Raw genomic sequence first — 17,755 nt, 5'->3', positions numbered from 1 at the left:
GTGGTATGTTATAGGTCGACCACTAACTTAGGAGTGAAGATGACAGTCAAGGAAGACGACGACGCCCGCCGCGCCGCTGCCCAGCACGCCCTGGCCGAGCACCTGCGCCTCACCGCCGCAGGACGCGTCGAGGAATGGGTGGAGCTGTTCGCCCCGGACGCGGTGCTCGAGTTCCCGTACGCGCCGGCCGGCGTGCCCCAGCGAGTGACGGGGCGAGACGCACTGCGCGCGCACATGAGCAACTTTCCCGAGACCTTTGACGTCGAGTTCGTCGACCTGGTGTTCCATGAGACGGTCGATCCGAGTCTGGTGATCGCCGAATTCCGCTCGAAGGGCACGGCGCTGCCGACCGGCAAGCCGTACGAGCAGACGTGCATCTCCGTCGTCCGGACCGATGACGACGCGCGCATCACCCGCTACCTGGACTACTGGAACCCGCTGGTGGCGATCGAGGCGCTCACGCCCCACGACGTGCCGTCCGACTCCGACCTCAGCGTGACTTTTGGAGGCTGAGGGGAGCCGTGTTTGACTGACGCCCATGCCTGCCGCCGGTACCAGCACGAAGAGCGACGAACGACGCCGGGCCATCATGGCCGCCGCGGTCGACTGCTTCGCGCAAAAAGGTTTCTACGGTACGACGACGCACGAGATCGCAGAGTGGGTCGGCATCTCTCAGCCGTATCTCTACCGCCTGTACCCGAACAAGGAAGCACTGTTCGCGGCGGCGGTCGACCACGTGTCCGTCGTCATGAACGAAACCTTGGTCGCGCACTCACCGGCCTCGGGTGGGGCAGGGCCGACGCCCGAGGCGGCGTTGGAAGCCGCACGCGGCGCCTACGCCGCGCTCGTCGCGGACCGGAACATCCTGCGTTTCCTCATGCACGCGAACTGTGCCGCCGGCGAGCCGCTGGTGGCACAGGCCGTGCGCCGGTGCTACGCCAAGCAGGTTGACACCGTCCGGCAGCTGCTGGGCGACGACGACGCCGTACGGCGCTGGTTCGGCGCCGGAATGCTCGACAACGTGGTCGCCGTGCTGGGCCTGGCCGACATCGACGAGCCGTGGGCGCACGTCCTCACCGCTCGATGACCCGCCACCGGCAGTTCGGCGACGACGGCCCCGAGCCTTCCTCGTAGCCCAGTTCGGCCAGCCGGTTCAGGACCCGCTCGGCGATCACGAGCTCCTCCCGCTCGGCCTGGACCTCCTGCAGCTGCTTGGCCAACTCCGCAGCAAGCGTGTCCAGTTCACTCCGGCGAGCCGTGATCCGCTCCAGCTCCCGCATCCCCACACCCTCCCCCGCTCGGCATCCCGCCCGACTTCAGCGAGGCCGAAGCGGAGCCCGCGGCCCTGGGCGCCGACATGCTGGAGGACTGGACGCCACGGTTCATCGCCCAGTTCGCAGCGCCCCATGCTCAGCGCCTCACCCTGCCCCGCGACGGCGGCATCGATCACGTCCTCATCGACGTGGACACTCAGACCTGGGCCTGCCTCTTCCAGGACTCGGACGAGCGCTGGATGGTCCGCCAGGCTGGACACACACGGCTCTGGGACAGCATCACCGACCAGATCATGGCGTGGCGCGCGGCCGGCGAACCTGCTGCCGACCGCCTTCGCCTTCACGTCGACCCCGGCAGACAGTGCCTCACATGGGACTGACTGCGGGATGCCGAGTTGTACTCCGTAGCCGTACGGACAACGCGAGAGGCCCCCGGAGCGATTCGGGAGCCTCTCGCCTGTGCGCACTCGGTCAGACGCGGGCCACTTCCCGCTCGACCGTCTCGACCGTGTCGGCTGGGGCGGCATCCGCCGTCACCACGGCAGAGCCGGGCAGCTCGGTCTTCCGCTACGCCGCAAGGAGAGCAGGCAAGCGTGCCGAGTTCGTCGCCCGCATCGGCACCCGGGTGCGGTTGCGGCCGGTAGCGAAGACGAACAGGCGCAGAACCATGAAGCGGCCGATGCCGGCGAGGCCGGAGGCGCCGAGGTAGACGACCTGTTCGGTCAGCATCCCGGGTGACGGCTGCACCGTGTGGAGGATGAACATCGCGGTGCAGGTCACCACATAGGCGGCGGTGGCCGAGCCGGCGGACTGCCAGTGCTGGCGCCATTCGGCTCGTCGCCCGGTCCTGAAGGTGAAGCGCGCGTGGAGCTCGGTGCACAGGAGGGTGGAGGCGATGGTGATCACCGCGTTGGCTGCCGCCCAGGGCATCACCGCGGCCAGCAGCGGCACGGTCGCGCTGGAGAGGACACCGATGCCGCCGCCGAACACTACGAACCGCGCGAAAGACGCGAGTGGACCGGAAGCGGCGGGGGCCGCCGAGGCTACCGACTCGGGCTTCAACGGGAGCGGCGACTTCATCAGGGTCCCTCCGGGGTAGAGGTGGGCGCGCGCCTCGGAGGCCGACTTGCTCGACCGTGAAGTTTGCTTGACTTACTCAAGCATAAGCTTATTTGGTTGAGTTACGCAAGCAATGACTGGCCCCTCTTTCGACGGGATGCCACCGTCGGCAAGGTCCTCCCGGTGTCGACACGACCACGAGCTCACGGCCACGAGTTGGGCATAACGCCGGCCGTAGCGGAGGTGGGCGAGGAAGCGGAGGGGAGGGCTTCATCCGTCCGTCAAGGCCAACTGCCCAGCCGACACGCAAGGTTGGACAGGGCACACTGGCCGGGACCGAGGAGTGCGGGACCGAGGAGCGAGAGCGTGGACGGAAGCGCGGAGACAACCGTTGTGGTGACCGGCGGCAGTGGTTTCGTCGGCAGCCATCTGGTCAGGCAGCTGTTGGAGCGGGGCTACCGGGTCCACACCACCGTGCGCAGCACGGCGAATACGGCGAAGGTGCGGCCACTTCGGGCAATGCAGGAGGCGTATCCCGGCCGACTGTCCCTGTTCGAGGCGGACTTGCTCAGGGAAGGCTCCTTCGACGAGGCGATGAGTGGCTGCACCGTGGTGTTCCACGCCGCGTCGCCGTTCTTCATGCCGGAGAAGATCAAAGACGGCCGCAGGGACATGGTCGATCCGGCCCTGCTCGGCACCCGCAACGTAGTGGCAAGCATCGAGAGGACGTCGACGGTCCAAAGACTGGTCTTCACGTCCACCGTCGGCGCGATCTTCGGCGACTACATCGACGTCCGCCGCATGGACGACCAGGTGCTCTCGGAGAAGTACTTCAACACCACCAGCACGGTGGAGAACAATCCCTACCACTACGCGAAGACGCTCGCGGAACGCGCGGCATGGGTGGCGGAGGCGGCCCAGGACCGTTGGCGCATGGTGTCCGTCAACCCCGGCCTGATATTGGGACCTTCGCTCACCCCCGCATCCGAATCCGGCAGCCTGTTCCTGGTGGAGGAGTTGTTCAAGGGCTATTTCTTCTACGGGGCGCCGGACTTCAGCTTCACGACAGCGGATGTGCGAGAGGTGGCCGACGCGCACATCGCGGCGGCGGAAAACCCTGATGCGAAAGGCCGTTACATCGTCGCGGCGGAGACGATGACGTCCTTCCACGAGATGTCACGCATCATCCGGACCCAACATCCCCGCGATCTCCGCCTCCCTCGCACCGCGCTCCCGCACTGGCCGGTACGCATCCTGGGCCCGGCCTTCGGCCTGACCCAGGATTACATCCGCAAACACCTCGGCATCCGGTTCCGGGTGGACAACAGCAGGAGCGTGCACGAACTGGGCGTCACCTACCGCCCGATCGGGCAGACCGTCCTGGACCATTACGAGGCGTGGCGGCGGCAACGAGGGACGAACTGAACGCCGGTCACGGCATCAGCCGCCTCGGGGCGTTCCCCCTGGTCAACGCGCCTGCACGTGAGTGGCCGTGTCCCCCGTGCGGTTTCCGGGTGAGGGCGGCGGCCGACAACCCTGCCGCGCAGGCCGGAAACCGCAGGGCGGCGGCCCCCCACGTATCGCAGAATGAGGCGTGAGCGAACAAGCCCCGTTTCTCAGACCGTGGTTCCGCACGATGAGGGCGCGCGACCCCGCCGAGCCGCACCGCGCGGCCACCCCGCTTGAGCTGCTGTTCGACCTGTGCTTCGTCGTCGCCGTCGCGCAGGTCGCCGCGCAGCTCCACCACGCGGTGAGTGAGGACCACGCCTCGACGGGGGTCCCCAGCTATTTCGCCGTCTTCTTCGCCATCTGGTGGGCCTGGATGGGGTACACCTGGTTCGCATCGGCATACGACATCGATGATGTGCCGTACCGGCTGGCGGTCTTCGTTCAGATCGCCGGGGTTCTCGTCCTTGCTTCCGGCGTGCCGCGGGCCTTCGCGGACCATGACTTCACCATTCCGGTCGTCGGGTACACGGTCATGCGCCTGGGTCTGGTCGCGCTGTGGCTGCGGGCGGCCCGGGCCCACCCGGAAGCCCGGGCGACCGCTGTGCGCTACGCCGCCGGTCTCGTCGTAGTCCAGTGCGCCTGGATCGGCTGGCTCTTCCTGCCGGACGACTCGCGCATGCCGCTCTTCGCCGTTCTGGCACTCTTCGACCTCGCCGTCCCGGTCTGGGCCGAGGCCGCGGGGCGGACGCCCTGGCATCCGCATCACATCGCCGAGCGGTTCGGGCTGTTCACGCTGATCGTCCTGGGCGAGTCGGTACTGGCGGCGACCACGGCCGTGCAGCAGGCCCTGGACGCGCGGGAGGCGACCGTCGGCCTCTACGCCGTGGCGGCGGGCGGCCTGCTCATCGTCCTGTCGATGTGGTGGCTGTACTTCGCCAAGCCCGCCGCCCTCTTCCTGACCTCCGACCGGGCCGCGTTCCCCTGGGGCTACGGTCACTACCTGGTCTTCGGCTCGGCGGCCGCGGTCGGCGCGGGCCTGGCGGTGAACGTCGACCATGTCACGCACCACTCGGAGATCTCGGACGCCGCCGCCGGTGCGGCGGTCACGGTGCCGGTGGCGGTCTTCCTGCTCGTCCTCTACCTGCTGCACATCCGCCCGCACCACGCCCTGGCCGCGCACGCGCTGTTGATCCCGGGCACCGCGGTAGTGGTCCTCGCCCTCACCTTCACCGATGTCCCGGTGCCTGCCACCGGCGTGGCGGTCGCCGCACTGGCCGCGGTGTCCGTGACGGTTTCCCAGCGCCGCGAACCGCACGAGCCGCCCAGCTCTCGGGCGGCGCACAACTGATCCCCAGGAACGGTGCGGAACGTGGGGAACAGCCAGGCGGTCGCCCCCGCGAATGCGAGGGGCGACCGCCTGGAGTCGGTGTCCGCGGTGGCTCAGACCTTCACCTCGGCGACCTCCGCGGTGTTCGCCGGGCCCTCGGTGGCCGGTGCCTCCTGGGCGGTGGTGCCCTGGCGCGGGATGAAGGAGGCGACGAAGAAGGCGAGTACGGCCGCGCCCGCGCCGATGGCCATGACCACCTTGAAGCCGTTCTCGGAGGGGAGGGGGAAGCCGCCGAAGTCGGTGGTCATCTGGGCGAGGATGACGCCGGCGATGGCGCTGGCGACCGAGGTTCCGATGGAGCGCATCAGGGTGTTGAGGCTGTTGGCGGCGGCGGTCTCGGAGGGCGGGACGGCGCCCATGATGAGGGCGGGCATGGCGCCGTAGGCGAAGCCGACACCGGCGCCGATGACGCAGGCGATCAGGATGATGTGCCAGATCTCGGACATCATCACGAGGCTCAGGCTGTAGCCGGCGGCGACGATGACGGCGCCGAGCATCAGGGTCGTCTTCGGGCCCTTGGCCTTGGTGATGCTCGCCGAAACGGCGGACATGGCCATCATCACCAGGCCCTGCGGTGCCAGGACCAGGCCGACCATGAGCATCGACTTGCCGAGGCCGTAGCCGGTGGCCTCGGGCAGCTGGAGCACCTGCGGCAGGACCAGGGACATCGCGAACATCGAGAAGCCGAACGCCACCGAGGCGAGGTTCGTGAACAGCACCTGACGGCGGGCGGTGGTGCGCAGGTCCACCAGCGGCTGCGCGGTGCGCAGCTCGTACCAGCCCCACACCAGCAGGACGACGACCGCGAAGGCGAGCAGACCCAGGGTGGTGGCGCTGGTCCAGCCCCAGTCGCCGCCCTTGGAGATGGCCAGCAGCAGGGAGACCAGGCCGGTCGCCATGCCGAAGGAGCCGATGAAGTCGAAGCGTCCACCGGTACGGACCTTCGACTCGGGTACGAGGACCAGGACGAGCGCGAGGGCGACGGCGCCGAGGGCGGCCGAGGTCCAGAACAGGATGTGCCAGTCGAAGTTGTCGGCGATGAAGGCGGCGGAGGGCAGGCCGAGGGCACCGCCCACTCCCAGCGAGGCGCTCATCAGCGCGGTCGAGCCGGCGAGCCGCTCGGCGGGCAGTACGTCGCGCATGATGCTGATGCCGAGCGGGATGACACCGGCCGCCAGGCCCTGCAGGGCGCGTCCGGCGATCATCGGGATCACGGAGTCGCTCAGCGCGGCCACGACCGAGCCGGCGATCAGCAGGACGATGCTGACCAGCAGCATGCGGCGCTTGCCGTACATGTCACCGAGCCGGCCGACCACGGGGGTGGCGACGGCGGCGGCCAGCAGGGTGGCGGTGACCGCCCAGGCGGTGTTCGACGCCGAGGCGTCCAGGAGCCGGGGCAGCTCGGGGACGATCGGGATGACGAGGGTCTGCATCAGCGCGACGACGATGCCGGCGAAGGCCAGAACCGCCACCACGGCGTTCGACCTCGGCGATGGGGGTACCTCCCACGCCTTTCGGGCAGTGGGGGAGGAATGCCCGGCGTCGGAGGATCGGGCAGGGGTGTCGGACATGAGACGGCCTCCGTCGAAGAGAGCAAGTGGGTTGCTTGACTTACTCAAGCACAATACCATTGGTTGAGTTAAGCAAGTAATACGGTTGAACAAGTACGTCGGCCGAAGTCGGTGACCCGCCCGACCAGGGTTCGCGTCGCCGGGCCCCGCAGCCGACGACACGAACCCAGAACTCCCCGCCCTCCGCGGCTACTCGTCGAAGGTGACGACGACCTTCTCCGCGGCGCCCGGCGTCAGCGTGAGCTCGAAGGCGTGGCCCGCCTCGGCGAACGGGACGCGGTGGCTGATCAGCTTGGCGAAGCGCTCGTGGTGCTCCACGATCTCCGGGGTCACCTCGAAGATCTCCGTGGGGTAGCCCTGCGAGGCGACGAGGGTCAGTTCGCTGCGGAGCATGCCGCCGAGGTCGATGTCCGACCCCTTCTTCTGTACGGCGACCATGACCAGCTTGGCCTTCCACTTCGCGGAGTCGACGGCGGCCTGGAACACAGCGGGCGCACCGGCGGCGTCGATGTAGATGTCGGTACCGGCGCGGGGCTGCCCGAGCGCGTTGGCGGCCTGACCGTGCAGTTCGGTCAGACGCTCCGTCACGTTCTCCTTCGCCGAGTCGATGACCGCGTCGGCGCCGACCGCCAGCGCCTTCTCCAGACGCGACGGGATCACGTCGGCGACAACGACGTGCTCGACGCCGCGCAGCTTCAGCCAGATGGTGGCGCCCAGGCCGATGGGCCCGGCACCGAACACCACGACCTTGTCGGCCGGCCCCGCCTCGGAACGGTTGACGCAGTGCCGGGCGACCGCCATCGGCTCGTTCAGCGCGGCGACGTCGAAGGGCACGATGTCGGGGAACACCGCGACGCTCTTGCCCAGGACGGCGTTCTCGATGAGCAGGTACTCGCTCATGCCGCCGAACTTCCCGCCGCAGCCGATGATCCCGGTCGGGGCGTCCTGCGGGTTGACGACCACGCGGTCGCCCACCGTCAAGTCGGCGACCTCGGCGCCCACTTCGACGATCTCGCCGGCCGGCTCGTGTCCCAGGGCCACGGGGATCAGCTCGCCGCCCGCATGTGCGCGGGCCGGCATGCCGCCCATGTGCAGGAAGGTGATGTCGGTGCCGCAGATGCCGCAGGCGCGGACCTTCACCAGAACGTCCTTCGGTCCCGGCACGGGACGCTCGACGTTCACCACGTCGATCTTGCCGACGCCACCGGTCTGGACGGACTTCATCGTGGCCATGAGGAGACTCTCTTTCCGAAGTTCTGAAGCTCTGAAGTTCCGACATCGGGCCCGGCGGCGGGAACGCCCTGGCGTGCAGGGGTAGTTGTTCGGGCCGCCGGGCCCGAAGGGAGCGCCGTTCCCCGTCCCCACGGGATTCGGCGCGGCGGGGGCGCCTCCGCTCAAGGCGCCCCCGGGTCTCAGGGGGTGGTTACGCAGGGGTGGTCACTACGTCACTACGGTCCGGATGCTGACCCGAACGCCGATTCAGCCGAGCTTGATCTGGTCCGTGCCGTGGCCGATGTGGGCGACGACGAGTCCGGCGGCCGACACCTCGGCGTACTCGGCGGTGTGGTAGCGGAAGCTGAGTTCGGCGTTCGCGCCCTGCCGGGCCTCGACCGTCCACCGCAGCTCGTGGAAGAAGAACCAGTCGTCGAAGTGCTGGTGGACGACCTCGATCGAGCGGACGGAGTACGCGGCGTAGAAGGCCTCGAGGTTGGCTCGCAGGTCGTCCTTGGTGTGCATCGCGGGCAGGGTCCCGGAATGCGACACGTAGTCACGCACGCCGCCCTGGATCTCGGGATGAGCCCTCTCGACGATCGCGTCGATGTCGCCCTTGCGGTACGCGTCGAGCAGGGTCCCATGCAGTCCCGCCACGGCGTACCGGCCGGCCAGCACCCCGTCGGCCGGGTCTCCCGGCATGCTGCCCTGCTGGGTCCTGCCCCAGAACAGCTCCCCGGTGATGCCCTCGGAGCCCATCGTCGGGAAGATCACGACGACCGGCCGCTCGCTCTCCTCGCCGGTCGTCTTGAGGCGCCCGCGCCCGAGGCCGCTGACGAAGGTGTACCAGGAGCCGTTGATCTCCGCGACGGGGCGGATCGCCACCACGGCGGCGAACCGGTGCATGCCGCGGTAGGACGCGGCGATCTCGTCGAAGGTAGTGACGATGCGCTGGGTCGGGAGTTCCTTGCCCTCCTCGACCGAGGGGCTGACGGTGTACGCGTAGGGGCCGCTCGGCGCCAGCGTCGCCAGGATGTCGTCGATGACGTCGACGTACTCGGCCCTGACGTGCTTCCACGCGGTCTCGGAGCTCTGCACCTGCAGATCCGACGCGACGAGCAGGTCCTCGACCTTGGCCCGGTCCTTCATGGTCTTCCTTTCTGGGGGCGAGGAGCCCCGAGGTGTGAGAGAGGGACAACTGGTTGTGCGGAGAGCCGCACGTCACCGGAGCAGGGCAGAACTCCGCTCCGGCGGTGACCTGTGCGGTGAACTCCCCGTGGGGGTACAGAAGCGGAGTGAAAGGAGAGGCGTTCAAGCTCGCTGCGTACGACTCCGCAGGAGGCCGACGCCCGCGCCGAGGGAGACGACGCCCATGCCGGCGCTGGTCAGGAGGCCCTGTGCGCCGTCGACGGCGAAGGGTGCGACTGCGGCGACGCCGAGGTTGAAGAGGAGCAAGAACCACAGGGCGGGGCGGGAGGAGAGCAGAGCCTTCATGGGAGTTTCCTTTTCGGGAGGATTCGGGAGAAGCGGCAGTTCGATTGCTTGAGTTAGGTAACCATGTTCCTGTTACTTAAGTCAAGCAACTTCTTTACAGGGGTGATCAACCCGCGTTGACCAGGGGCGATTGTGGTCGTCGGCGTGCTCGCGCCCGCCAGGGGGCGGGAGCACGCCCTCTTCAGGACACCCGGCAGGACACCCGGAACTCAGCCGACGGGCTCGGCGGTCCAGGTGATGTGCGGGGGCTCGACTCGTGCGCACAGAGGCCCGCCCTGCGCGTCGGTCAGGCCGAGGCGTCCGACCAGCAGGCCGCCATGTGCGGCGGCGGCAAGTATGTCCGCGGGGATGACGTCGAGCATGAGCTTGGCGCGGCGGAACATGATGAAGCGGCCCGAGTCGTCGACCGTGCCCCACGACAGGTAGATGAACCGGCGGCCCAGACGGTCCTGCACGTACGGGCCTTGCACGTCGACGCCGGTCGGCGAGGCGGTCGCGGTGCACTCCAGGGTCCACGTCGCGGACGCGGCGTCGCCGGGCTGTGGGTCGAGGAGTTCGGCCGGGCGGTCACGGCGTTGCACAGCGACATGGAGGTTGGCGTACGTGGGGACGGTGCCGTCGGCGGGGGCAGGGCGGGCGGTGCGGCCGGGCAGGTCGACGGCGTCGATACGGATGCGCATACCGGCCATCATCCGCTGCCCGCTGCCCGCTGCCCGCTGCCCGCTGCCCGCTGCCCGCTCAGCCGGGAATGTTGGGGTCCCACTCGTCCCGCGCCCACTCGGAGCTGCTGAGCTGGTAGTTGTACGCGGGCCGTCCCACGTTCCCGCTCGTACGGAAAGGGTTGCCGTTGTCGTCGAGGCGTACGGTGCCCTGCTTGTCGCCGCTGGACCAGTCCAGCTCCAGGTACCAGCTCACGTTGTGCGCCCGCGCGTCCGCGAAGACGTAGAAGACCTCGGGATCGGACTGGCTCACCTTGTACGGGAAGTCGCGCTGACCGGCCTTGGGGGAGACCGCGGGCCGCCCGGCATCGAGGTCCACCTTGAACGCCTTCGTGTCCACGTTGCCACCGCACCCGACGCCCATCGCGAAGTCGTTCCAGTCGAGCGGCGCGCTCTTCTCCACCACCCGCACATGCAGTTCGTCCAGCACGACGGTGGCGCTCCCGGTGCCCTGCACGGTCAGCTCGAGCATCTGCTGCCCGCCGGCGACGGCGCCGAGCGCGTTCACCCACCCGCGGGCCTCCGACTCACTCGGCGGCGGAACCACCTGCTCGGGCCCCTTGTCGACCAGGTAGTGCTGGCTGCACGGCCCTTCCCACTCGTACGGATCGACGACGACGGAGGGCGCGGTGGCCCCGTCCTCGGCACCGCCGCCCTGGCCCGCCCCAGCCCCGTCCTCGGCCCCGGCGCCACCGCTCCGGGAGGCGGAGGCGGACGGGGAAACCGTAGGACTGCCGCTGCGCGAGGCGGACGGCGAGGGCGACCTGCCCTTCGCGTCGGACGGCTTGGAGGCGCTGGGACTTTCGTCGGCGGACGGGGAGGCGGCACCCACGGCCCCCGTCCCGCCCTGGCCGTCATCGCCCTCGTCGGGCACAAGATTCACCACGAGCGCGGCGGCCACGGCGGCCCCGGCGAGGGCGACGGTACGCCGCCGCCGCGCCACGGGAGCCTTCGTCAGGGGCCACCGCTCGACCTCGGGAGTGGCCTCGGCCGTGGCTTCGGCCTCAGCCGCCCCGGTCTTGACGTCCGCCTCGGTCCTGGCCTCCGCCCTGGTCACAGCCTCCGCCGCTGTCCGGGCCTGCGGTTCCTCCTCCGCGGGGGCCCCGCTCGCCTTCTGCCGCCGACGGGCGTCCGCGAGAACCCATCGCCGATGCAGTTCCACCAGTTCCTCGGGCGTGGCTTTGCACACCCGCGCGAACCGTTCCACGGGCGCGTAATCCGTCGGTACGGCATCCCCGTTGACGTACCGGTGAAGCGTGGACGCACTCGTGTGCAGCCGCTTCCCGAGCACCCCGTAACTGAGCCCGGACCGCTCCTTCAACCGGCCCAACAGCTCAGAGAACTCGGATAACTCGTCCCCCGCCACCGTTCCTCCCTCTCCTCATGTCCCGGACCGCCATTCCAGGGGGAGGTCGTTCCCCCAGGTCAGAGCTATTGCGAGCGTTCCAGCGTCCCGGATGGCCCGGCAGTCGTGGCGCCCGGGACGGATCACCGCACAAGCTTCAGCCATCCAAACACGCCGCTCCCGGCACCCGGTCGAGCGGCCCCTGCCAACACCCGTTCCACACAAGGGGGATCCACATGTCCACACGCGCCAGCCGCACCCGCATGCTCGTCGCCGCCGCGCTCACGGCCGCCACGCTGACACTGACGGCCTGCAACAACGGAGAGGGCACCCAGGACGAGGGGGCGTCGACAGGATCCGCGTCCACGGCCTCCACCACGCCTTCGGCCAAGACGGGCGGAGGAACCTCCACCGGGGCGGGCGAGACCGACCAGGAGGGCTCGGCCTCCGAAGGCTCGGCAGGGGGCGCGGCCGACTCAAGCGGCACGACGGGTTCCAAGAGTTCGTCGGGTTCCACGGGCGCCTCGGGCTCCACGGGCTCGAAGGACGACTCGGTGTCCTCCTCCATCCCCTGCTCCAGCGCCACCACGCGGATGGCCGCCACGGAGGTCTCCCGCCCCCTGAACCACATGCTCCTCACTGTCACCAATATCGGCTCGAAGAACTGTGACCTCACCGGCCACGACCTCACCGGCTACCCGGCCGTCCGATTCGACGAGGCCCAGTCCGTCCCGCCGCCCTTCGAGGACTCCAAGCCGCAGGCGGTGGTCACGCTGGCCCCTGGCGAGTCGGGCTATGCGAGCGTCCTCCTCACGTCCGCGGACGGCAGCGGCTCGGGCGGCTACACGGCCAAGTCCCTCGCGGTCTACATCGACCCGAGCGAGAGCGCCGCCCGCCCGTCACTCCCCGCGAAGGGCGTGTACGTCGACGACTCGATCCGAGTCTCGTACTGGCAGTCGACCATGGCCGACGCCCTGAAGTGGTGACGCACCGGCTGTCCACGGCCAAGGCCCAGGTCGATGACCTGGGCCTTGGCCGTGGAGCGGGTGACAAGAAGGAGGCCGTCAATCTCGCTCTGCACTTCTACGCCGAGCAGCAGGAGCGTGCGGCGCGCATCAGCCGTCGCTTCGAGTGTGCGCGTGGGTGGGGTGCCGTCGAGGACGCCGAGCGCCTGCACCGGGCGGAGAAGCACAGCCGGTGATCTACGCCTGTGATCTACCTGCTCGACACGTCCGGCCTGGTCCGCCTGCTCCGCGAGCCATAACCGCAATCGGCCTGGTACGACGCGATCTACGCCGGGCCGGGCGGTTCAGCCGGGGACCGGATCTCCGATCTCGCCCCCTGTGGCGTCGCGTACGGCCTGGGCGATCCGTCGTGAGACGACGGTGAACCCTCCGAGATCGGCGCCGCTCAGCGTGGCAGCGCCGATGTCCTCGTTGACGACCCGGAAAGCGGCGGACGCGGCTGCCCCGGTCAACCGGACGTCGGGAGCGGTGGCAGACCGCCTCAGCCGTCTTGCGATGATCATGGTCATTTCGCGCTCCACCTGGTCGCAGGCCATCAGCCAGGCGGTACGGATCGACGGCTCGTCGTCGGCGAGCTTGATCATCTGCATCGCGAGCAAGGTGTCGGTGCGCTCGGTCGCGTCGGCGTGGCGACCGAACCTGGCGACCTCCGCGGCGAAATGCTCTTCGAGTGAAAGGTGCGGTGGCCAGTTGCGCAGCGCGGCCAGCTCCCATTCCACGCCCTGCGTCACGATGGGTTCGGCGCAGCTTTCCTTGCTGCGGAAATGACGCCAGATGGTTCGCGTCGACAGACCGACGGCCTGGGCGATCCGGTCGCCGCTGGTCCCCGCCACACCGTGTGCCCAGAACAGACGTGAGGCTTCTCGCGAGATTTCCAGACGCAGCCGGTGGCGTCGTTGCTCACTCATTCCCCGTGGACGTGGTGTGCCCGTAGCCATGCGGATCCCCTTGCTGCAGCGAACGCCTGCATGTCATTAAATGGCAGTGTGTCACTAAGTGGCATGCGCGGCAAGCTGGTCGTACGCGAGAGAAGCGCGCCTGAGCCGGGGGCGGGGCGCTGCTCTTCCCGAGCGGGGCCTGTACGGCCGCCAGCCGCCAGCCGTCAGTCGTCAGCCGTCAGTCGACGGGCCTGCGAGGCGGCCGTCGTTCGGGCCCCTGTCCCCCGTCGACTTTCGTAGGGCTCCAGGGCCCGCCGCTCACTCCTGCTGGTCCTCCGCGTCGGCCGAGACCGGGTCGCCCACGGTTCCCGCGGTGGCCCTCCGTACGGCGTTCGCGATGAGGGCGGGGGCGTCGGCGAACTCCCGAGGGTCGACGCCGTCCAGAAGGGCGGCTCCGATGTACTCGTTGATGACCCGCAGAGCAGCCGAAGCCGCAGCGGCGTGCAGGCGTACCTCGAGGTCGTCGGCCTTGAGTCCCAGCCGGATCGCGATGATCTCGGTCATCTCGCGTTCCACCTGGTCGCAGGCCATCAGCCAGGCCGTGCGAATGGCCGGCTCAGTGTCGCTCAGCCGGATCATCTTGACGCCCAACATGGTGTCCGCCTGATCCATCGCACTGGCCTCTCGGGCGAATCTGATCGACTCCGCGGCGAAATGGTCTTCGAGGGAGAGGTGAGGAGGCCAGCCACGCAAGGTGGCCATCTCCCATTCCACGCTCTGCGTCACGATGGGTTCGGCGCAGCTCTCCTTGCTGCGGAAATGACGCCAGATGGTACGGGTCGACAGGCCGACCGCCTCCGCGATCTGGTCGCCGCTGGTGGCATCCACACCCTGTTCCCAGAACAGGCGGGCAGCCTCGCGCGAGATCTCCAGGCGTACGCGATGGCGCCGCTGCTCGCTCATCCCGCCTCGGCTGCGCTCTTTCGATGCCATGTCGGCCACCATCCGCTCCTCGCTCACAACGGCACACCAAGTGTCAGAATGACATTAAGTGACGGAAAGTGCCAGTCCGGACCGCCCGTCACTCTGCGCTGCCGAGGAGGCGTGCATCCGCGCTTGCATTGTCTGTCACTTAGTGACACTGTCATTTAGTGACAGGAGAAGTTCTCGTGCGATGACCATTGGCATCGCACGAGGAGAGTGGCCGTCAAAAGGGGAGAAGGACCCATGCACATGACCCTGCCGCAGCGGATGTACCTGCTCATGTACACCGTGGACAAGAAGAAGTTCGAGGTCCAGAACCTGCAGTTCCGCGGCCAGAAGGTGCGTGCGGCGGCGCTCGCGCAGCTGCTCCACGGAGAGTTCATCGGTGTCCGGCAGGGGAAGCGGCCCAAGGTCGTCCGGCAGGTCTCCGGCGCTCCCGGCGACTCCTTCCTCGACGAGGTCTGGCGCCAGGTCCCCGCGGACAATCCGCAGAGCTGGCTCAACCTGCTGCATCCGTACGCCCACACCGCCGAGTCGGCGGTGCGTGAGCAACTGGCCGGTACCGGAGAAATCACCATCCCGCCCGTCAGGGGTCTGAAGAAGCTGTCGCTGCTCGCCCAGCACGAAGTCCGGGTCAACCGTCCGGAGACCGTGCTGGCCGTACGCGAGCAGGTCCGGGAGCCCGTCCTGCGGGGCCTTGAGCCGGCGGACCTTCCGTTCGACGACCTGGCCATGACGGCGCTCGCCGCGGAGAGCGATCTGTATCACGTGTTCTCCCGTGAGGAGCGCCGTGAACACAAGAAGGTCCTGAAGGCGTTCGACCGGCACTTCGACGAGAAGACGTCCGGGCTGCGGCATGCCCTCAGCACTTCCATCCAGGTCCTCCGTCCGTCCGGGGGCGGATGGGGGCAGTAGCGACAGCCCCCTGTGGGCTGTTCGTCCGAGCCGACCGCCGATCCGTCCGAGCCGCCCGCTGCCCCGCATGACGGCGGCCCGCGCCCGGGTGCCGCGCGCGAAAGCGGCTGCACAGCGGGGCTCGTCCCCCGTGACGTCTACACAAGCTGGAGATCCCATGCGCCCTACGCGCCCTGTACACCCCATGAACCCCAAGAACGCCAGATCGAACGAGCCCGACGCCGTGCCCGCGGCGCCGATGTCCCGACGGCAGGTGTTACAGACGGTCTCGGGACTGGTGGTCGGCCTGTTCGTCGCCATCCTCGCCGGCACGGTGGTGTCCAACGCGCTGCCGCGGATCACCGCCGAGCTGGGGGCCAGCCAGTCCTCGTACACCTGGGTCATCACCGCCGAGCTGCTGGCCATGACGGCGACGGTGCCGCTGTGGGGCAAGCTCGCCGACCTCTACAACAAGAAGCTGCTCGTACAGCTTTCGCTGGTCCTGTACATCGTCGGCTCACTCGTGGCCGGCTTCTCCCAGGACGTCGGAACGCTGATCTTCAGCCGTGTGGTGCAGGGCGTGGGAGCGGGCGGGCTCACCGCGTTGACGCAGGTCGTCATGGCGGCGGTCATCCCGCCGCGCCAGTTGGGCAGGTACAGCGGCATCTTCGGTGCCGTCTTCACCGGCGCGACGGTGGCCGGACCGCTGATCGGCGGCGTCCTGGTGGACACCCCCTGGCTCGGCTGGCGCTGGTGCTTCTTCATCGGCGTGCCCTTCGCCCTTCTGGCCATCGCGTTGCTGCAGCGCACGCTCGACCTGCCGACCATCCGCCGGGAGGTGCGGATCGACTACCTCGGTGCCTTCCTGATCACCGCCGGTGTGAGCGCGCTGCTCATCTGGGTCTCCCTGGCAGGCAACCGGTTCGACTGGATGTCCTGGCAGTCCACCGCTCTGGCCGGTGGCGGCGTCGTGCTGCTGGGCGCGGCCCTGCGGGTGGAGGCCCGTGCGGCCGAGCCGGTCATCCCTCTACGGATCTTCCGCAACCGCACCGTGTCGCTGACCACGGCGGCCTCCCTGCTGGTCGGCGTCGCCCTCTTCGGCGGAAGTGTCTTCCTCTCGCAGTTCTTCCAGGTCGCCATGGGCGCGTCCCCGACGGCGGCGGGGCTGATGAGCCTGCCGTTCATCCTGGGATCGCTCGCCTCCTCCACCGTCGCCGGGCAGCTCGTCAGCGCCACCGGCAGGTGGAAGCGGTACCTGGTCGCGGGCGCCGCCCTCATGACCGTCGGTCTCGCTCTGCTGGCCACCATCGGAGCGGACACGTCCTTCGGCCTGCTGAGTCTCTACATGGCCCTTCTCGGCATCGGCGTGGGCATGCTGATGCAGAACCTGGTCCTGGTCGCACAGAACGACGTTCCCGCCGCCGACCTGGGCAGTACGACCTCTCTGGTGTCCTTCTTCCGCAGCATGGGCGGCACCATGGGCACCAGCGTCCTGGGAGCAGTCCTCGCCCACCGCGTCACCTCCGAACTGGCTGCGGACCGTACGCAGGAAGGCGGCGCGTCCGGTGGTGAGGCCGCCGGACACGGCGTCCCGGACGTCACCGCCCTGCCCGCGTCCGTACGGGAGTCGGTGGAGAACGCGTACGGAGTCGCCACCGCCGACCTCTTCCTCTGGGCGACGCCCTTCGCTCTGCTGGCCCTGATCGCTGTCCTGTTCATCCAGGAGAAGCCGCTCAAGACGAGCAACAGCACGCAGCGACTCGCCGAGGAGGCAGCCGCCGCGGCAGGTTCAGGCGGCGGCGCCCTCTCCACTGGCAGTACGCCGGCTCCCGGCAGCGCTCTCCCCGACCAGCCCGCGGTGCCCTCGGCACTGGCGGCCGGGTCGGGGAGAGGTACGAGCCGGTAGCGGGCAGTGGCCGGGCGCCGCAATGCGCTCGGCGCTCGGCACCCTCTTGTCCGCCCGCTCATTCCCACGGCCTTGTCCGCCTGTTTCCCACGGCTTCCGCACGGCGGGAGGCCCCGTCCGACCGGGGCCTCCCGCCGTGGCCGTATGTGCCGCTGACTCGCCTGCCGCGCGGCCCATGCAGGGCGCCGCGCTCCCTCTTCCAACACCGCCTGGCCGCCGCTCTGCCCGTCGGCAGGTGGCGCGATCACCGTCCACGTACGACCACAGCTCGCGGCGCCAACCCGGGAAGTGCGCCGGAAGGCGTGCCGCGAGGGCAGCCTGGCCGTGCGCGGCGCATCGAAGCCGCCGGTGACCGGGACACCGCTGCCGTGACGGCATTCATCGTCACCTCGGCGTCCGCCCAGTACGTACGGACCCAGTACGTACGGACCCAGTACGTACGGCGCAACCGCCCCCAAGACGCGGGGACCGCTTTGGGGGCATCCGGCGTGCGCCACCGAGAGCTGCTGTCGGCAGGTGAGCTGGGGCGGCGTACCCACGTGGTCCGAGTCGTCGTCA

General features: G+C 69.1%; 20 protein-coding genes. 10 read left to right on the top strand and 10 right to left on the bottom strand.

The window, feature by feature from the left end:
• The first annotated feature begins 39 nt into the window (after positions 1–39).
• Both IEZ21_RS12165 and IEZ21_RS12160 read left to right on the top strand, forming a co-directional pair.
• Positions 40–513, top strand: coding sequence for a nuclear transport factor 2 family protein (locus tag IEZ21_RS12165; RefSeq protein WP_189321901.1), 474 nt, complete (start codon positions 40–42; stop codon positions 511–513).
• Between the two features lie 25 nt (positions 514–538).
• Positions 539–1,087, top strand: coding sequence for a TetR/AcrR family transcriptional regulator (locus IEZ21_RS12160; protein WP_189321900.1), 549 nt, complete (start codon positions 539–541; stop codon positions 1,085–1,087).
• On the opposite strand, the gene IEZ21_RS12155 is transcribed toward IEZ21_RS12160, so the two are convergent.
• Positions 1,074–1,280, bottom strand: a complete 207-nt coding sequence (locus IEZ21_RS12155; RefSeq protein ID WP_189322291.1) for a hypothetical protein — start codon at positions 1,278–1,280, stop codon at positions 1,074–1,076. The genes IEZ21_RS12160 and IEZ21_RS12155 overlap by 14 nt on opposite strands.
• Before the next feature lie 77 nt (positions 1,281–1,357).
• On the opposite strand from IEZ21_RS12155, the gene IEZ21_RS12150 reads away from it, so the two are divergent.
• Positions 1,358–1,654: a hypothetical protein gene (locus tag IEZ21_RS12150; RefSeq protein WP_189321899.1), complete on the top strand. Its 297-nt coding sequence runs from the start codon at positions 1,358–1,360 to the stop codon at positions 1,652–1,654.
• Positions 1,655–1,841: 187 nt separating this feature from the next.
• On the opposite strand, the gene IEZ21_RS12145 is transcribed toward IEZ21_RS12150, so the two are convergent.
• A complete protein-coding gene (locus IEZ21_RS12145; RefSeq protein ID WP_189321898.1) occupies positions 1,842–2,354 on the bottom strand; it encodes a GtrA family protein in 513 nt (170 codons plus the stop codon).
• A gap of 345 nt (positions 2,355–2,699) precedes the next feature.
• Here IEZ21_RS12145 and IEZ21_RS12140 point away from each other — a divergent pair, with 345 nt between their 5' ends.
• Both IEZ21_RS12140 and IEZ21_RS12135 read left to right on the top strand, forming a co-directional pair.
• Positions 2,700–3,758, top strand: a complete 1,059-nt coding sequence (locus IEZ21_RS12140; protein WP_189321897.1) for an NAD-dependent epimerase/dehydratase family protein — start codon at positions 2,700–2,702, stop codon at positions 3,756–3,758.
• Positions 3,759–3,927: 169 nt separating this feature from the next.
• Positions 3,928–5,130, top strand: coding sequence for a low temperature requirement protein A (locus IEZ21_RS12135; RefSeq protein WP_246567630.1), 1,203 nt, complete (start codon positions 3,928–3,930; stop codon positions 5,128–5,130).
• Positions 5,131–5,222: 92 nt separating this feature from the next.
• Here the strand turns inward: IEZ21_RS12135 and IEZ21_RS12130 are convergent, their stop codons facing one another.
• The 6 genes from IEZ21_RS12130 to IEZ21_RS12105 all read right to left on the bottom strand — a co-directional run bounded on the left by IEZ21_RS12130 (position 5,223) and on the right by IEZ21_RS12105 (position 11,531).
• The gene (locus tag IEZ21_RS12130) at positions 5,223–6,740 is read right to left on the bottom strand and encodes an MFS transporter (protein WP_189321895.1); all 1,518 of its coding nucleotides are present in this window, start codon (positions 6,738–6,740) and stop codon (positions 5,223–5,225) included.
• 189 nt (positions 6,741–6,929) lie between these two features.
• Complete coding sequence (locus IEZ21_RS12125; protein ID WP_213089291.1) at positions 6,930–7,973, bottom strand: zinc-dependent alcohol dehydrogenase; 1,044 nt, start codon at positions 7,971–7,973, stop codon at positions 6,930–6,932.
• 246 nt (positions 7,974–8,219) lie between these two features.
• Positions 8,220–9,101, bottom strand: a complete 882-nt coding sequence (locus tag IEZ21_RS12120; RefSeq protein WP_189321894.1) for a nuclear transport factor 2 family protein — start codon at positions 9,099–9,101, stop codon at positions 8,220–8,222.
• Between the two features lie 162 nt (positions 9,102–9,263).
• Positions 9,264–9,446, bottom strand: coding sequence for a hypothetical protein (locus tag IEZ21_RS12115; protein WP_189321893.1), 183 nt, complete (start codon positions 9,444–9,446; stop codon positions 9,264–9,266).
• Between the two features lie 209 nt (positions 9,447–9,655).
• Positions 9,656–10,126, bottom strand: a complete 471-nt coding sequence (locus IEZ21_RS12110) for a DUF5990 family protein (RefSeq protein WP_246567629.1) — start codon at positions 10,124–10,126, stop codon at positions 9,656–9,658.
• Positions 10,127–10,184: 58 nt separating this feature from the next.
• Positions 10,185–11,531 (bottom strand): helix-turn-helix domain-containing protein, encoded by a 1,347-nt coding sequence (locus IEZ21_RS12105; protein WP_189321891.1) that lies wholly within the window; start codon positions 11,529–11,531, stop codon positions 10,185–10,187.
• A 215-nt stretch (positions 11,532–11,746) separates the two neighbouring features.
• Here IEZ21_RS12105 and IEZ21_RS12100 point away from each other — a divergent pair, with 215 nt between their 5' ends.
• Entirely contained in the window at positions 11,747–12,496 is a 750-nt protein-coding gene (locus tag IEZ21_RS12100) for a DUF4232 domain-containing protein (RefSeq protein ID WP_189321890.1), read from the top strand.
• Entirely contained in the window at positions 12,493–12,711 is a 219-nt protein-coding gene (locus tag IEZ21_RS12095; protein ID WP_246567627.1) for a type II toxin-antitoxin system VapB family antitoxin, read from the top strand. The genes IEZ21_RS12100 and IEZ21_RS12095 overlap by 4 nt, the downstream gene beginning before the upstream one ends.
• A gap of 108 nt (positions 12,712–12,819) precedes the next feature.
• On the opposite strand, the gene IEZ21_RS12090 is transcribed toward IEZ21_RS12095, so the two are convergent.
• Positions 12,820–13,443 (bottom strand): TetR/AcrR family transcriptional regulator, encoded by a 624-nt coding sequence (locus tag IEZ21_RS12090; RefSeq protein WP_189321889.1) that lies wholly within the window; start codon positions 13,441–13,443, stop codon positions 12,820–12,822.
• Between the two features lie 288 nt (positions 13,444–13,731).
• Complete coding sequence (locus IEZ21_RS12085) at positions 13,732–14,406, bottom strand: TetR/AcrR family transcriptional regulator (protein ID WP_246567625.1); 675 nt, start codon at positions 14,404–14,406, stop codon at positions 13,732–13,734.
• Between the two features lie 240 nt (positions 14,407–14,646).
• On the opposite strand from IEZ21_RS12085, the gene IEZ21_RS12080 reads away from it, so the two are divergent.
• The 3 genes from IEZ21_RS12080 to IEZ21_RS12070 all read left to right on the top strand — a co-directional run.
• Positions 14,647–15,312 carry a GOLPH3/VPS74 family protein gene (locus IEZ21_RS12080; RefSeq protein WP_189321888.1) on the top strand — a complete coding sequence of 222 codons (666 nt, stop codon included), beginning with the start codon at positions 14,647–14,649 and terminating at the stop codon, positions 15,310–15,312.
• A gap of 238 nt (positions 15,313–15,550) precedes the next feature.
• Positions 15,551–17,197 carry an MDR family MFS transporter gene (locus IEZ21_RS12075; protein ID WP_189322249.1) on the top strand — a complete coding sequence of 549 codons (1,647 nt, stop codon included), beginning with the start codon at positions 15,551–15,553 and terminating at the stop codon, positions 17,195–17,197.
• A gap of 368 nt (positions 17,198–17,565) precedes the next feature.
• On the top strand, positions 17,566–17,755 hold a 190-nt coding region (locus IEZ21_RS12070), incomplete at its 3' end, for a hypothetical protein (protein WP_189321887.1).

It is taken from the genome of Streptomyces flaveus (assembly GCF_014647675.1).
Taxonomy (GTDB): Bacteria; Actinomycetota; Actinomycetes; order Streptomycetales; family Streptomycetaceae; genus Streptomyces; species Streptomyces flaveus.
The sequence above is the reverse complement of the archived record's forward strand: the minus strand, read 5'-3'. Positions and strand labels throughout refer to the sequence as shown.

Excerpts from the sequence above, each read along its gene's own strand:
- IEZ21_RS12165 (WP_189321901.1), top strand. The coding sequence starts at position 40 with ATGACAGTCAAGGAAGACGACGACGCCCGCCGCGCCGCTGCCCAGCAC.
- IEZ21_RS12160 (WP_189321900.1), top strand. The coding sequence starts at position 539 with ATGCCTGCCGCCGGTACCAGCACGAAGAGCGACGAACGACGCCGGGCC.
- IEZ21_RS12155 (WP_189322291.1), bottom strand. The coding sequence starts at position 1,280 with ATGCGGGAGCTGGAGCGGATCACGGCTCGCCGGAGTGAACTGGACACG.
- IEZ21_RS12150 (WP_189321899.1), top strand. The coding sequence starts at position 1,358 with ATGCTGGAGGACTGGACGCCACGGTTCATCGCCCAGTTCGCAGCGCCC.
- IEZ21_RS12145 (WP_189321898.1), bottom strand. The coding sequence starts at position 2,354 with ATGAAGTCGCCGCTCCCGTTGAAGCCCGAGTCGGTAGCCTCGGCGGCC.
- IEZ21_RS12130 (WP_189321895.1), bottom strand. The coding sequence starts at position 6,740 with ATGTCCGACACCCCTGCCCGATCCTCCGACGCCGGGCATTCCTCCCCC.
- IEZ21_RS12125 (WP_213089291.1), bottom strand. The coding sequence starts at position 7,973 with ATGGCCACGATGAAGTCCGTCCAGACCGGTGGCGTCGGCAAGATCGAC.
- IEZ21_RS12120 (WP_189321894.1), bottom strand. The coding sequence starts at position 9,101 with ATGAAGGACCGGGCCAAGGTCGAGGACCTGCTCGTCGCGTCGGATCTG.
- IEZ21_RS12115 (WP_189321893.1), bottom strand. The coding sequence starts at position 9,446 with ATGAAGGCTCTGCTCTCCTCCCGCCCCGCCCTGTGGTTCTTGCTCCTC.
- IEZ21_RS12110 (WP_246567629.1), bottom strand. The coding sequence starts at position 10,126 with ATGCGCATCCGTATCGACGCCGTCGACCTGCCCGGCCGCACCGCCCGC.
- IEZ21_RS12100 (WP_189321890.1), top strand. The coding sequence starts at position 11,747 with ATGTCCACACGCGCCAGCCGCACCCGCATGCTCGTCGCCGCCGCGCTC.
- IEZ21_RS12090 (WP_189321889.1), bottom strand. The coding sequence starts at position 13,443 with ATGAGTGAGCAACGACGCCACCGGCTGCGTCTGGAAATCTCGCGAGAA.
- IEZ21_RS12085 (WP_246567625.1), bottom strand. The coding sequence starts at position 14,406 with ATGGCATCGAAAGAGCGCAGCCGAGGCGGGATGAGCGAGCAGCGGCGC.
- IEZ21_RS12080 (WP_189321888.1), top strand. The coding sequence starts at position 14,647 with ATGACCCTGCCGCAGCGGATGTACCTGCTCATGTACACCGTGGACAAG.
- IEZ21_RS12075 (WP_189322249.1), top strand. The coding sequence starts at position 15,551 with ATGTCCCGACGGCAGGTGTTACAGACGGTCTCGGGACTGGTGGTCGGC.